This window comes from Streptomyces sp. NPDC044704, from assembly GCF_056433525.1.
This window is the reverse complement of record NZ_JBWKGY010000017.1, coordinates 137,531-150,358: the sequence shown is the minus strand read 5'-3', so window position 1 is coordinate 150,358 and position 12,828 is coordinate 137,531. Positions and strand designations below refer to the sequence as shown.

Below are 12,828 nucleotides of genomic sequence, written 5' to 3'. Positions count from 1 at the left end.
GGGGGGGGGGGGGGGGGGGGCGGGGCGGGGGGGGGGGGGGCCGGGGGCCCCCGCGGGGGGGGGGGGGGGGGGGGGGGGGGGGGGGGGGGGGGGGGGGGGTGTCGTCCGGGACGGGCATGATTTATGGCGCCTGTTCCGGGTCCCTCTTGCCGGTCGGCACAGGGCGCCAACAAATCACGTTTGAGTCCCGGCCGACACCCCACCCCGCCCCCGCCCCGGGCACACACCGACCCCGACCGGCCAACCCCGGCCCCGATCCGGCACCTCCAGCCCCGGCCGGGCAACCATGGCCCCGATTCGCCACCTCCGGCCCCGGCCAGGCACCTCCAGCCTCGACCGGACACCTCCGGCCCTGGCCGAGCACCTCCGGCCCCGATCCGGCACCTCCAGCCCTGGCCGGGCATGCCCAGCCTCGCCGGCGATTGAGGTGCGGGGGCTGGGGCGGAGTCCCAGGGAGCCTGGCTCGGGCGGGCAACCTCGGCGCCGGCCCGGCGACCTCCGGCCCCGACGGTCGTTGAGGCGGGAACGGGGGGCGGGGAGCGGTCGGCTCAGGGGCCGGCCGGCGTCGTCGACTTCAGCGTGCCGTCCGGGCCCGCCAGCAGGACCGGGGTGTCCGGACCGCCGAGGTCCGCGACCGCCGCCCGGTCCGCCTCCGCAGGAGCCCCCGCTTCGCTCACCACGGCCGCCGCCTCCAGGCTCCGCGCCCCGCTCGCCACCGCCATCGCGACCGCGGTCTGCAGCGCGCTCAGCTTCAGGGAGTCCAGCGCCACCGTCCCGGCGACGTACGTGCGGCCGGTCTCGTCCCGCACCGCCGCACCCTCCGGCACCCCGTTGCGGGCCCGCGCGCTCCGCGCCAGCGTGATGATCTTGCTGTCCTCGGGGTCGATCCCCGTGCTCTCGGTCATGGCGAAAGCATAGGGAGCGCCCCGGCGCGGCCGTACGACCGGCCCCGCCGGAGGCCGGCCCCGCGTCAGGGCCGGTCGAGCCGCAGGCGCTCCGCCTTCGGCAGGCCGGCGACCACCAGGTCGTACGAGTCCTCGACCAGCTCCCGCACCAGCGCGTCCGGCAGCCCGCCCACGGTCACCGTGTTCCAGTGCCGCTTGTTCATGTGCCAGCCCGGCACGATCGCCGCGTGCTCCTCGCGCAGCCGCACCGCCAGCTCCGGTTCGCACTTGAGGTTGACCTTCAGCGGCTCCGCGTCCAGCGCGGTGAGCGCGAACACCTTGCCCAGCACCTTGAACACCGAGGTTTCGGGGGTGAAGGGGAACTCCTCGACCGCCGCGTTGAAGCCCAGGCAGAACGCGCGCAGTTCGGCGGGGGTCATGCGCCTTCCTCCCCTTCGGCCGCGACTGCCGCCACCGGCTCCACGAGCACCGTCACGATCTTGTTCCGGCGTCCCGCCGGGGATTCGGCGGTCAGCCGCAGCGGGCGGCCGTCCGGCAGGTCGACCATCGCCGAGGCGCCGGCGATCGGCACCCGGCCGAGCGCCTTCGCCAGCAGCCCGCCGACCGTCTCCACGTCCTCGTCGTCGAAGGCCTCGACCTTGAACAGCTCGCCGAGGTCGGTGATGTCCAGGCGCGCGGTGACCCGGTAGCGGTCGTCGCCCAGTTCCTCGACGGGCGGCAGCTCGCGGTCGTACTCGTCGGTGATCTCGCCGACGATCTCCTCCAGGATGTCCTCGATGGTGACGATCCCGGCCGTGCCGCCGTACTCGTCGATGACGACGGCCACGTGGTTGCGCACGGACTGCATCTCGCGCAGCAGGTCCCCCGCGTTCTTCGTGTCGGGCACGAACACGGCGGGCCGCATCGCCGTCGAGACCAGGTCGGCCTCCGCCTCCCGGCTGATGTGGGTCTTGCGGACGAGGTCCTTCAGGTACACGATCCCGACGATGTCGTCCTCGTTCTCCCCGGTGACGGGGATCCGCGAGAAGCCCGACCGCAGGGCGAGCGTCGTGGCCTGCCGGACCGTCTTGTACCGCTCGATGCACACCAGGTCGGTGCGGGGCACCATCACCTCGCGCACGAGCGTGTCCCCCAGCTCGAAGACCTGGTGCACCATCCGGCGCTCGTCGTCCTCGATCAGCGATTCCTTCTCCGCGAGGTCCACCATCGCGCGCAGCTCGGCCTCGGAGGCGAAGGGCCCCTTGCGGAAGCCCTTGCCGGGTGTGAGCGCGTTGCCGAGGAGGATCAGCAGCTGCGGGATCGGCCCCATGACGCGGGCGAGCGGTACGAGGACGTACGCGGCCGCCGTCGCGGTGTTCATCGGGTGCTGGCGGCCGATCGTACGGGGGGACACGCCCACCGCCACGTACGAGACCAGCACCATGACGGCGATGGCGACGAGCAGCGCGGTCCAGTTCTCGCCGAACGAGTCGAGGCAGACGTACGTGACGAGCACCCCCGCCGCCATCTCGCAGGTGACGCGCACCAGCAGGGCCACGTTGACGTAGCGGGTGGGGTCGCCGGCGACCTGGGCGAGCTTCGCGCTGCCGCGCCGGCCCTCGCGTACGGCCTGCTCGGCGCGGAAGCTGGAGACGCGGGCGATGCCGGACTCGGCGCACGCCGCGAACCAGGCGACCACCACCAGCAGGACCGCCCCCGTGATCAGCTGCGGAGCGGTCACGAGACGGTGGGGGCCGGGGACGGGCCGGTCATGCCGCGCTCACCGCGCCAGCCGTCGACGATGGCCGCCTGGAGGCCGAACATCTCGGCCTTCTCGTCCGGCTCCTCGTGGTCGTACCCGAGCAGGTGCAGCACCCCGTGGACGGTCAGGAGCTGGAGCTCCTCGTCCATGGAGTGCTGCGTCGGCGCGTCCTCGCCCTGCTTCTTGGCCACCTCGGGGCACAGCACGATGTCGCCGAGGAGCCCCTGCGGGGGCTCCTCGTCGTCCTTGGACGGCGGACGCAGCTCGTCCATGGGGAAGGACATGACGTCGGTGGGACCGGGCAGGTCCATCCACTGGATGTGGAGCTGCTCCATGGCGTCCTCGTCGATGACGATGACGGAGAGCTCGGACAGCGGGTGGATCCGCATCCGGGTGAGCGCGTAGCGGGCGATGTCGAGGATCGCCTGCTCGTCGACCTCGGTTCCGGACTCGTTGTTGACGTCGATCGACATGGTGCGCTGAGCTCTACTTCCGCTGGTGGCCGTTCGGGGCCTGCTGGTTGCCGTCGTACTTCTCGTACGCGTCGACGATACGGCCGACCAGCTTGTGGCGGACGACATCCTCGGACGTGAGCCGCGAGAAGTGGATGTCGGGCACGCCTTCGAGGATGTCCTGGACCTGGCGCAGACCGCTCTTGGCCCCACCGGGCAGGTCGACCTGTGTCACGTCACCGGTGACCACGATCTTCGAATCGAAGCCGAGCCGGGTCAGGAACATCTTCATCTGCTCGGTGGTCGTGTTCTGCGCCTCGTCGAGGACGACGAAGGCCTCGTTGAGGGTGCGGCCCCGCATGTAGGCCAGGGGCGCCACCTCGATGGTGCCCGCGGCCATGAGGCGGGGGATGGAGTCCGGGTCGATCATGTCGTGCAGGGCGTCGTAGAGCGGGCGCAGGTACGGGTCGATCTTGTCGAAGAGGGTGCCCGGGAGGAAGCCGAGGCGTTCGCCCGCCTCGACCGCGGGGCGGGTCAGGATGATGCGGCTGACCTGCTTGGACTGCAGGGCCTGGACCGCCTTCGCCATGGCGAGGTAGGTCTTGCCGGTACCCGCGGGGCCGATGCCGAAGACGATCGTGTTCTTGTCGATCGCGTCGACGTAGCGCTTCTGGTTGAGGGTCTTGGGACGGATGGTGCGGCCGCGGCTGGAGAGGATGTTCTGCGTGAGCACCTCGGCGGGCGTCTCCGCCTCGCCGCCTCCCGAGCCGTTCGCCTTGAGCATGGCGATCGAGCGTTCCACTGCGTCCTCCGTCATCGGCTGCCCGGTGCGGAGCACCAGCATCATCTCGTCGAACAGGCGCTGGATCAGGGCGACTTCCGCCGCTTCCCCGATGGCGCTGACCTGATTTCCCCGAACGTGGATGTCGGCCCTCGGGAAGGCCTTCTCGATCACGCGCAGCAGGGCGTCACCCGAGCCGAGCACGGTCACCATCGGGTGCGTTGCCGGAACGGTGAAGTGGGCGCGCGCCTGCCCCGGCGCGGGGGTGTGGGCTGTCGGTGTCTGAGTCATGGGCCGGCACTGTGGCCTGCGCATACCTCCCGCTGAGGGGTCGCGCGGATCGCCGACCTCCGGAGTACCAAGGGTACGTCCACCCCGGCGCATCCCCGAGGGGATTTACGGCCCGGCGCCGGACCTCTCCCCCCGGGGGCCGGGCGTGCGGTCACACGGGGTGCTTGAAGCCGATCGTCGGTACGGCGCGGCGGCGCGGGGAGGGGGCCGCGCCGGGGGGCACCAGGGCGTCCAGGAAGCCGTAGCGGCCCCGCAGGGAGTCGGGGGCCGTGCGCCACCAGTGGGCCACCTCGGGCCATCCCGGGGCGGAGAGGGAGCCGCCGAACTCCTGGACGGACAGTGCGGCGGTCAGGCCGGCGAAGGCCAGCCGGTCGGCGAGCGGCCATCCGGCCAGGCTGCCGGTGACGAAGCCCGCCACGTACACGTCGCCCGCGCCGGTCGGGTCCAGGGCGTCCACGGTGATGGCGGGCACCTCCGCGGTCTCCCCGGTCCGGGCGTCGACCGCGTACGAGCCCTCCGCGCCCATCGTCACCACCGCCACCGGCACCTTCTCGGCGAGTGCGCGGGCGGCGGCGCGCGGACACTCGGTCCGGGTGTAGCGCATCGCCTCGCCCGCGTTGGGCAGGAAGGCCTCGCAGTGCTCCAGGTCGGCCAGGGCTTCCAGGTCCCAGCGGCCGGTCTCGTCCCAGCCCACGTCCGCGAAGATCCGCGAGCCCCGGCGGGCGGCCTCGGCGATCCAGTCCTCGCCCGGCCCGTCGCCGAGCGAGGCGACGGCGGCCCGCGCCTTCGGGGGGCAGCGGGGAACCGCTCCGGGGGCGGGGGGCGGGGCCTCGTGGCCGTGGGAGACCATCGTGCGCTCGCCCTCGTAGGCCATCGAGACGGTGACGGGGCTGTGCCAGCCGGGGATGGTGCGGGACATGGCCAGGTCGATGCCCTCGCCCTGTTCGAGGGCGTCCCAGCAGTACTCGCCGTAGTGGTCGTCGCCGAAGGCGGCGGCGAGCGAGGTGCGCAGGCCGAGCCGGGCCAGGGCGGTGGCCATGTTGGCGACGCCGCCGGGGCTGGAGCCCATGCCGCGCGCCCAGGACTCCGTCCCGCGCACCGGGGCGGAGTCGAGGCCGGTGAAGATGATGTCGAGGAAGACCGTGCCGGTCAGGAAGACGTCGCAGCCCGGCTCGTGGGGATCGCGCAGCGGACCCAGCGGGTCCAGTTTCCCCTGGCGGCTGATGCGGCTGTCCCGACTGGTCACGGTGTACTCCCCGGTGAGCGAAGTGTCGTTTCTTCTTGCGGGTTTTCGATGGAAAGCTGCCAGCCCTGCCCTTGTCCGCCAGGACCGAAACCCAGTGTGACGCACCTCACCGTGAAATCTCCCGGAAGCAGCCGGGTGACCCCCTACGCCCGCTTGGGCACCGGCACCGTGACCAGGTCCGCCGCGATCGTCAGCTCGCCCTCGAATCCCGCCGCCCGCGCCTCCCGTTCGAAGGCGGAGGGGTCGGAGTACCGCTGCGAGAAGTGCGTCAGCACCAGGTGCCGGACGCCCGCGTCCCGCGCGACCCGCGCCGCCTGCCCGGCGGTGAGGTGTCCGTGGTCGGTGGCGAGCCGCTCGTCGGGCTCCAGGAACGTCGACTCGATGACCAGCATGTCGCAGCCCTGCGCCAGTTCGTCGACCCCGGAGCACAGCCGGGTGTCCATGACGAAGGCGAACCGCTGCCCCGCCCGGTGCTCGCTGACGTCGTCGAGGGTGACCTCGCCGAGCCGTCCCTCGCGCTGGATGCGGCCCACGTCGGGCCCCTTGATCCCGTGCCGCGCGAGCAGCTCCGGCACCATCCGGCGGCCGTCCGGCTCCGTGATCCGGTAGCCGAAGGACTCCACCGGGTGCGAGAGCAGCCGGGCTTCCAGGACGTACGCGGGGCCCTGCGCGAGCACCCCGTCCCCGGCGACCGGCTCCTGGGCGAGCGCGACCGTCTCCCGGTAGGCGGTCGCGTACCGGAGGCGGTCGAAGAACTTCTGCCCGGAGGCCGGGTAGTGCGCGGTGACCGGGTGCGGGACCTGGTCCAGGTTGATCCGCTGGATCACCCCGGCCAGGCCGAGGCTGTGGTCACCGTGGAAGTGCGTGATGCAGATCCGGTTGATGTCGTGCGCCGCGACCCCGGCGCGCAGCATCTGGCGCTGCGTGCCCTCGCCCGGGTCGAAGAGGATGCCCTCACCGTCCCAGCGCAGCAGGTAGCCGTTGTGGTTGCGGTGCCGGGTGGGGACCTGGCTGGCGGTGCCGAGGACCACGAACTCGCGTACGGACACGTGTTATCCCGGGGGCCATTCGAGGCCGCGGCCGCCGAGGACGTGCGCGTGCGCGTGGAAGACGGTCTGGCCGGCCCCCGCGCCGGTGTTCAGCACGATCCGGTAGCCGTGGCCGTCGACCTTCTCGTCGGCGGCGACCTGTCCGGCCTCGCGCAGCACGTCGGCCGCGATGCCCGGCTCGGCGGCCGCGAGGGAGGCGGCGTCGGGGTAGTGGACCTTGGGGATGACGAGGACGTGCGTCGGCGCCTGCGGGTTGATGTCCCGGAAGGCGACGGTCGTCTCGGTCTCCCGGACCACGGTCGCCGGGATGCCCCCTGCGACGATCTTGCAGAACAGGCAGTCCGCCTGCGGTTCCCCGGCCATTGCTGCGCCTTCCGTGATGTTGATCGGTCCGGGCATCGTATCGGCCCGGGTGCCCCGGGACCGGCTCGGTCCGGCCGAGGTCCACCGGGATCCGCCCGCCGCGGGACCGGCCCTCAGGCGCCGGCCCCCGGCCTCAGGACCAGCGGCCCGTCCGCGCGAGCAGGACCGCGGCCGCCGCCGTGCCGGCGGTGGAGGTGCGCAGGACGCTGCGGCCCAGCCGGTAGGGGCGGGCCCCGGCCTGCGCGAAGGCCGCCAGCTCCTCGGGCGAGACCCCGCCCTCGGGGCCGACGACCAGCACGACGGATCCCTTCTCCGGCAGCGGGGCGCTCGCGAGGGCGCCGGAGGCGGCGTCGCGGTCCTCGTGGAGCACCACGGCCAGGTCCGCTTCCGCGAGCAGCGCGGCGACCTGCTTCGTGGACAGCGCCTCGGCCACCTCGGGGAAACGGACCCGGCGGGACTGCTTGCCGGACTCGCGGGCGGTGGCACGCCACTTGGCGAGGGACTTGGCCCCGCGTTCGCCGCGCCACTGGGTGATGCACCGCGAGGCCTGCCAGGGCACGATCGCGTCGACGCCGGTCTCGGTCATCGTCTCGACGGCGACCTCGCCGCGGTCGCCCTTGGGCAGGGCCTGGACGACCGTGATGCGGACGGCCGGCTCGGCCTCCTCGGACACCTCTGTGACGGAGACGACCAGCCGGTCCTTGCCCTCGGCCGCCTTCACGACGGCTTCGGCCCAGCGGCCGCGGCCGTCGGTGAGGACGACCTCCTCGCCCGGGGCCAGCCGCTTCACGGACACCGCGTGCCGGCCCTCGGGGCCGTCCAGCACGAACTCCGGCCCCGCGGGGACCTCTTCGACCACGAACACGGGGGCCGTCATGACGCTCTCCTCATCTGCAACACCTTCAACGCGCTCTGGGCCTCGGCCAGTTCGGCCGCCAGCACCTCGACCAGCTCCCCGGCGGGCAGCGCCCGCGCCAGCCGGTGCCCCTGCCCGGCCCACAGGGACATGCCCTGCGGGTCCCCGGCCGCGGCCGCCGCCTTGCGCAGTCCCGAGGTCATGTGGTGGACCTGGGGGTAGGCGGCCGGGGCGTACGGTCCGTGCTCCCGCATGAAGCGGTTGACCAGGCCCCGTGCGGGGCGGCCCGAGAAGGCCCGGGTGAGTTCCGTGTGGGCGAACAGCGGGTCCGTCAGGGCCTTCTTGTGCAGGGGGTGCGCGCCCGACTCCGGGCAGGCGAGGAAGGCCGTACCGAGCTGGGCCGCCTCCGCGCCCGCCGCGAGGAGCGCCGCGATCTGCGCGCCCCGCATGAGGCCGCCCGAGGCGATGAGGGGGAGGGCGACCGCTTCCCGTACCTGGGCGACCAGGGCGAGCAGGCCGACTCCGGCCGTGCCGTCGGTCTGCGGGTCGTCGCGGTAGGTGCCCTGGTGGCCGCCGGCCTCGACGCCCTGGACGCAGAGGGCGTCGGCGCCGGCTTCCTGCGCGGCGCGGGCCTCGTCGACGGAGGTCACGGTGACGATGCCGTACGTACCGGCCTTGCGCAGGCGGGTGAACACGGCGGGCGCCGGACAGCCGAAGGTGAAGGAGACGACGGCGACGGGGTCTTCGAGGAGGATGGCGAGCTTGGCGTCGTAGCCGTCGTCGCTGGTGCCGATGATGTCCTCCTCGGCGAGCGAGACCTCGTACCAGCTGGCCTCGCCGGCGAGCTGTCCGCGGTAGGCCTCGACGGCGGCCGGGTCGACGTAGCCGGTCTGCGGCATGAAGAGGTTCACGCCGAAGGGGCGGCGGGTGAGCCCGCGCGTCTGTTTGATCTCCTGGTACATGCCGTCGGCCGTCTTGTAGCCGCCGGCCAGGAAGCCCAGCCCGCCGGCCTCGCACACGGCGGCCGTCAGGGGCGGGCAGGAGGCGCCGCCCGCCATGGGAGCCTGCACGATCGGGTAAGGGGAGAGACCGTTCGGTGCGGAGGACATGGACTGCATCGTGCCATGTCCCGCCCATCGGGCCGAATCACGGCATTCGCCTGGCATAGTCCGCTTCCCGCGGCGCCCTCAGGGGCTCCCCGGAACGCGCCGGAGCCCGGTCCGGGGTGTTCCCCGGCCGGGCTCCTGGTGCGGTTCCGCGGGCCGCTCAGCGGCCGTTGAACGCGTCCTTCAGGCGGCTGAACAGGCCCTGCTGGCCGGGCGCGAACTGACCCGTGGGCCGCTCCTCGCCGCGCAGCTTGGCGAGCTGGCGCAGCAGCTCCTCCTGCTGGGCGTCCAGCTTGTTCGGGGTGGTGACCTCGACGTGGACGATCAGGTCGCCGCGGCCGCCGCCGCGCAGGTGGGTGACGCCGCGCCCGTGCAGCGGGATCGACTGGCCGGACTGGGTGCCGGGCCGGATGTCGATCTCCTCCATGCCGTCCAGGGTCTCCAGCGGGCACTTGGTGCCGAGGGAGGCCGCGGTCATCGGGATGGTGACCGTGCAGTGCAGGTCGTCGCCGCGCCGCTGGAAGACGGGGTGCGGCAGCTCGTGGATCTCCACGTACAGGTCGCCGGCGGGGCCGCCGCCGGGGCCGACCTCGCCCTCGCCCGCGAGCTGGATCCGGGTGCCGTTCTCGACGCCGGCCGGGATCTTGACCGTGAGGCTGCGGCGGGAGCGGACCCGGCCGTCGCCCGCGCACTCGGGGCACGGGGTCGGGACCACGGTGCCGAAGCCCTGGCACTGCGGGCAGGGGCGCGAGGTCATGACCTGGCCCAGGAAGGACCGGGTGACCTGCGAGACCTCACCGCGGCCGCGGCACATGTCACAGGTCTGCGCGGAGGTGCCGGGGGCGGCGCCCTCACCGGAGCAGGTGGTGCAGACGATCGCCGTGTCGACCTGGATGTCCTTGGTCGTCCCGAAGGCCGCCTCGTCCAGTTCCAGGTCCAGGCGGATCATGGCGTCCTGGCCGCGGCGGGTCCGCGAGCGCGGTCCGCGCTGCTGGGACTGGCCGAAGAAGGCGTCCATGATGTCGGAGAAGTTGCCGAAGCCGCCCGCTCCGAAGCCGCCCGCGCCGCCGCCGCCCGAGGAGGACAGCGGGTCGCCGCCGAGGTCGTAGACCTGCTTCTTCTGCGGGTCCGAGAGGACCTCGTAGGCGGCGTTGATCTCCTTGAAGCGCTCTTGCGTCTTGGGATCGGGATTGACGTCCGGGTGCAGCTCGCGCGCGAGCCGCCGGAAGGCCTTCTTGATCTCGTCCTGCGATGCGTCGCGGCGCACGCCGAGTACGGCGTAGTAGTCCGTGGCCACTTACGACTCCGCCAGGATCTGTCCGACGTAACGTGCCACTGCGCGTACCGCTCCCATCGTTCCGGGGTAGTCCATGCGGGTCGGTCCGACCACGCCGAGTTTGGCGACTGCCTCGCCGCCCGAACCGTAGCCGACGGAGACGACCGACGTGGAGTTGAGTCCCTCGTAGGCGTTCTCGTGACCGATCCGTACCGCCATCCCCGACTCCCCTGCCTCGCCCAGCAGCTTGAGGAGCACGACGTGCTCCTCCAGCGCTTCCAGCACCGGCCTGATCGTCAAGGGAAAATCATGTCCGAAGCGAGTGAGGTTGGCGGTGCCGCCGATCATCAGCCGCTCCTCCGCCTCCTCCTCCAGCGTTTCGAGGAGGGTCGCGAGGACGGCCTTGACCGTCGCCCGGTCCTCGGTCTCGAACGACTCCGGAAGGTCCTGCACGAGCTGCGGCACGTCGGTGAAGCGACGGCCGACGACCCGGCTGTTCAGCCGCGCCCGCAGGTCGGCCAGGGAGGTCTCCCCGAAGGGCGTCTGGCAGTCCACGAGGCGCTGCTCGACCCGCCCGGTGTCCGTGATCACCACGAGCATCAGCCGGGCCGGGGCCAGCGACAGCAGCTCGACGTGCCGGACGGTGGAGCGGGTCAGGGAGGGGTACTGGACGACGGCGACCTGCCGGGTGAGCTGGGCGAGCAGGCGCACCGTGCGGCCCACCACGTCGTCGAGGTCGACGGCGCCGTCGAGGAAGTTCTGGATGGCCCTGCGCTCGGGCGTCGACAGCGGTTTGACCCCCGCCAGCTTGTCCACGAAGAGGCGGTAGCCCTTGTCCGTGGGGATCCGGCCGGCGCTGGTGTGGGGCTGGGCGATGTAGCCCTCCTCCTCCAGCACGGCCATGTCGTTGCGCACGGTGGCCGGGGAGACGCCGAGGCGGTGCCGCTCGGTGAGCGCCTTGGAACCGACCGGTTCCTCCGTCCCGACGTAGTCCTGGACGATGGCGCGCAGTACCTCGAGCCTGCGTTCACTGAGCATCGCGCACACCTCCGGATGCGGTCGGTCGATCGGTCGTCGGCTGGTCGTCGTTGGCACTCTGGGCGTCCGAGTGCCAGAGATCCCCCGGTCAGTGTACGGCCGGGTAGTGCGCCACGGGCAAGGGCGGCCCGCCAGGGTAGCGTCGCGGCATGGACGTACGTTGGGAAGAGGCGGGCTGGGAAAGGCTCACCGGACGGGCCGGCCGGCGCCGCCTTCCGGTGTGGGACTGCACGGTGGGACTGGTGGTGGGGGACGAGTCGGTCCTCCTGATCGACCCGGGTTCGTCCGTGCCGGAGGGTGCGCGGGTGCGCGCCGAAGTGGAGCGGCTCACGGGCCGCGGCGTGACCCATCTCGCATTCACACACGGACATTTCGACCATGTGATGGGCGCGGCCGCCTTCCCGGACGCCGAGGTCTTCGGTGCGGTCGGCCTGGACCGGATGCTGGCGGCCGCCAAGGGCCGCGAGGAGCTGCGGGCGAGCGCGGTCCGGCACGGGCTGGCGGAGGCGGAGGCCGCCGAGGCCGCGGGGCTGCTGCGGGCGCCGGGGCACCTGGTCTCGGGCGAGTGGACGCTGGAGCTGGGCGGGGTGCAGGTGCTGCTGGCCAACCTCGGGCCCGCGCACTCGCAGCACGACCTGACCGTGTTCGTGCCGGGCGAGCGGGAGGTGGTGTTCTGCGGGGACCTCGTCGAGGAGTCGGGCGAGCCCCAGGCGGGGACGGACGCCGTGCCCGGGCAGTGGCCCGCCGCCCTGGACCGGCTGCTGTCCCTGGGCGGGGACGACGCCGTGTACGTGCCGGGTCACGGAGCGCTGGTCACGGCCGCCTTCGTGCGTGAGCAACGCGCCACACTGGCGGACCGGTTCGGCGTGTCGGAGGCGTGAGCGGCGCGGCTCTCCTACCCTCGGCCGGATGCGCGAGTACTCCCCCGACCTGACCCCGCAGTGGAAGCGCCCCCGGGCCGTCCCCGAGGTGCCGGCGGACCCCGGTCTGGTGGTCGAGGCGGCGGGCACCGACTTCTGCGGCGCGGTGACCGGCTGCGAGGCGGGCACCGTGACCCTGGAGGACCGCTTCGGCAAGCGCCGGGTCTTCCCCCTGGAGCCGGCCGGCTTCCTGCTGGAGGGCGCCCCCGTGACCCTGACCCGTCCCGCGCGGGCGCCGGCCGCGCCCGCCCGTACGGCTTCGGGCTCGGTGGCCGTCCCCGGGGCCCGGGCGCGGGTGGCCCGGGCCGGGCGGATCTACGTCGAGGGGCGGCACGACGCCGAGCTGGTGGAGCGGGTCTGGGGCGACGACCTGCGCATCGAGGGCGTGGTGGTGGAGTACCTGGAGGGCGTCGACGACCTGCCGGCCGTCGTCGCGGAGTTCGGCCCGGCGCCGGACGCCCGGCTGGGCGTCCTGGTGGACCACCTGGTGCCGGGCTCGAAGGAGTCCCGGATCGCGGCGGCGGTGACCGGCGCGGACGTGCTCGTCGTCGGCCACCCGTACGTGGACGTCTGGGAGGCGGTGAAACCCTCCGCGCTGGGCATTCCGGCGTGGCCGACGGTGCCGCGCGGCCAAGACTGGAAGACGGGCGTCTGCCGCGCCCTGGGCTGGCCGGAGAACACCGGCGCCGCCTGGCAGCACATCCTGTCGCGCGTGTCCTCGTACCGGGACCTGGAGCCCGCCCTGCTGGGCCGCGTCGAGGAGCTGATCGACTTCGTCACCGCCCCCTGAGCCGGCCCCGGGCC

14 protein-coding genes are annotated in these 12,828 nt (G+C 73.1%); 2 read left to right on the top strand and 12 right to left on the bottom strand.

All coding sequences use genetic code 11. From position 1 onward, the window contains the following. Nucleotides 1–548 precede the first annotated feature (548 nt). From AC07B0_RS31505 to hrcA, 12 genes are all read right to left on the bottom strand, one after another. Complete coding sequence (locus tag AC07B0_RS31505; protein ID WP_469380800.1) at nucleotides 549–905, bottom strand: cytidine deaminase; 357 nt, start codon at nucleotides 903–905, stop codon at nucleotides 549–551. 65 nt (nucleotides 906–970) lie between these two features. Next, the gene (locus tag AC07B0_RS31500; RefSeq protein ID WP_356874041.1) at nucleotides 971–1,324 is read right to left on the bottom strand and encodes an MmcQ/YjbR family DNA-binding protein; all 354 of its coding nucleotides are present in this window, start codon (nucleotides 1,322–1,324) and stop codon (nucleotides 971–973) included. Then, entirely contained in the window at nucleotides 1,321–2,625 is a 1,305-nt protein-coding gene (locus AC07B0_RS31495) for a hemolysin family protein (protein WP_469380796.1), read from the bottom strand. The genes AC07B0_RS31500 and AC07B0_RS31495 overlap by 4 nt, the downstream gene beginning before the upstream one ends. After that, nucleotides 2,622–3,119, bottom strand: coding sequence for an rRNA maturation RNase YbeY (gene ybeY, locus AC07B0_RS31490; RefSeq protein ID WP_356210774.1), 498 nt, complete (start codon nucleotides 3,117–3,119; stop codon nucleotides 2,622–2,624). The genes AC07B0_RS31495 and ybeY overlap by 4 nt, the downstream gene beginning before the upstream one ends. Nucleotides 3,120–3,132: 13 nt before the next feature. Then, complete coding sequence (locus AC07B0_RS31485) at nucleotides 3,133–4,170, bottom strand: PhoH family protein (protein ID WP_356874036.1); 1,038 nt, start codon at nucleotides 4,168–4,170, stop codon at nucleotides 3,133–3,135. 151 nt (nucleotides 4,171–4,321) lie between these two features. After that, nucleotides 4,322–5,416, bottom strand: coding sequence for a PfkB family carbohydrate kinase (locus AC07B0_RS31480; protein ID WP_478899442.1), 1,095 nt, complete (start codon nucleotides 5,414–5,416; stop codon nucleotides 4,322–4,324). Nucleotides 5,417–5,559: 143 nt separating this feature from the next. After that, nucleotides 5,560–6,465, bottom strand: coding sequence for a ribonuclease Z (locus tag AC07B0_RS31475; protein WP_356874032.1), 906 nt, complete (start codon nucleotides 6,463–6,465; stop codon nucleotides 5,560–5,562). Nucleotides 6,466–6,468: 3 nt separating this feature from the next. Further along, on the bottom strand, nucleotides 6,469–6,828 hold the full coding sequence (locus AC07B0_RS31470) for a histidine triad nucleotide-binding protein (RefSeq protein ID WP_356874030.1): 360 nt from the start codon (nucleotides 6,826–6,828) through the stop codon (nucleotides 6,469–6,471). A 133-nt stretch (nucleotides 6,829–6,961) separates the two neighbouring features. After that, nucleotides 6,962–7,705 carry a 16S rRNA (uracil(1498)-N(3))-methyltransferase gene (locus AC07B0_RS31465; protein WP_469380791.1) on the bottom strand — a complete coding sequence of 248 codons (744 nt, stop codon included), beginning with the start codon at nucleotides 7,703–7,705 and terminating at the stop codon, nucleotides 6,962–6,964. Beyond that, complete coding sequence (locus AC07B0_RS31460) at nucleotides 7,702–8,793, bottom strand: nitronate monooxygenase (protein ID WP_356874026.1); 1,092 nt, start codon at nucleotides 8,791–8,793, stop codon at nucleotides 7,702–7,704. Before AC07B0_RS31460 ends, AC07B0_RS31465 begins: the two co-directional genes overlap by 4 nt. Nucleotides 8,794–8,950: 157 nt before the next feature. Further along, nucleotides 8,951–10,087 (bottom strand): molecular chaperone DnaJ, encoded by a 1,137-nt coding sequence (dnaJ, locus tag AC07B0_RS31455; protein WP_356874024.1) that lies wholly within the window; start codon nucleotides 10,085–10,087, stop codon nucleotides 8,951–8,953. Then, nucleotides 10,088–11,104 carry a heat-inducible transcriptional repressor HrcA gene (gene hrcA / locus AC07B0_RS31450; protein WP_356874022.1) on the bottom strand — a complete coding sequence of 339 codons (1,017 nt, stop codon included), beginning with the start codon at nucleotides 11,102–11,104 and terminating at the stop codon, nucleotides 10,088–10,090. Nucleotides 11,105–11,253: 149 nt separating this feature from the next. On the opposite strand from hrcA, the gene AC07B0_RS31445 reads away from it, so the two are divergent. Both AC07B0_RS31445 and AC07B0_RS31440 read left to right on the top strand, forming a co-directional pair. Continuing rightward, a complete protein-coding gene (locus AC07B0_RS31445; RefSeq protein WP_469380788.1) occupies nucleotides 11,254–11,985 on the top strand; it encodes an MBL fold metallo-hydrolase in 732 nt (243 codons plus the stop codon). A gap of 28 nt (nucleotides 11,986–12,013) precedes the next feature. Continuing rightward, nucleotides 12,014–12,814 carry a DUF3097 domain-containing protein gene (locus tag AC07B0_RS31440; protein ID WP_356874018.1) on the top strand — a complete coding sequence of 267 codons (801 nt, stop codon included), beginning with the start codon at nucleotides 12,014–12,016 and terminating at the stop codon, nucleotides 12,812–12,814. Nucleotides 12,815–12,828 lie beyond the last annotated feature (14 nt).

Bases quoted from the DNA above. Each gene is read 5' to 3' on its own strand.
- AC07B0_RS31505 (WP_469380800.1), bottom strand. From the start codon at position 905: ATGACCGAGAGCACGGGGATCGACCCCGAGGACAGCAAGATCATCACG.
- AC07B0_RS31500 (WP_356874041.1), bottom strand. From the start codon at position 1,324: ATGACCCCCGCCGAACTGCGCGCGTTCTGCCTGGGCTTCAACGCGGCG.
- ybeY (WP_356210774.1), bottom strand. From the start codon at position 3,119: ATGTCGATCGACGTCAACAACGAGTCCGGAACCGAGGTCGACGAGCAG.
- AC07B0_RS31485 (WP_356874036.1), bottom strand. From the start codon at position 4,170: ATGACTCAGACACCGACAGCCCACACCCCCGCGCCGGGGCAGGCGCGC.
- AC07B0_RS31470 (WP_356874030.1), bottom strand. From the start codon at position 6,828: ATGGCCGGGGAACCGCAGGCGGACTGCCTGTTCTGCAAGATCGTCGCA.
- AC07B0_RS31465 (WP_469380791.1), bottom strand. From the start codon at position 7,705: ATGACGGCCCCCGTGTTCGTGGTCGAAGAGGTCCCCGCGGGGCCGGAG.
- AC07B0_RS31460 (WP_356874026.1), bottom strand. From the start codon at position 8,793: ATGTCCTCCGCACCGAACGGTCTCTCCCCTTACCCGATCGTGCAGGCT.
- hrcA (WP_356874022.1), bottom strand. From the start codon at position 11,104: ATGCTCAGTGAACGCAGGCTCGAGGTACTGCGCGCCATCGTCCAGGAC.
- AC07B0_RS31445 (WP_469380788.1), top strand. From the start codon at position 11,254: ATGGACGTACGTTGGGAAGAGGCGGGCTGGGAAAGGCTCACCGGACGG.
- AC07B0_RS31440 (WP_356874018.1), top strand. From the start codon at position 12,014: ATGCGCGAGTACTCCCCCGACCTGACCCCGCAGTGGAAGCGCCCCCGG.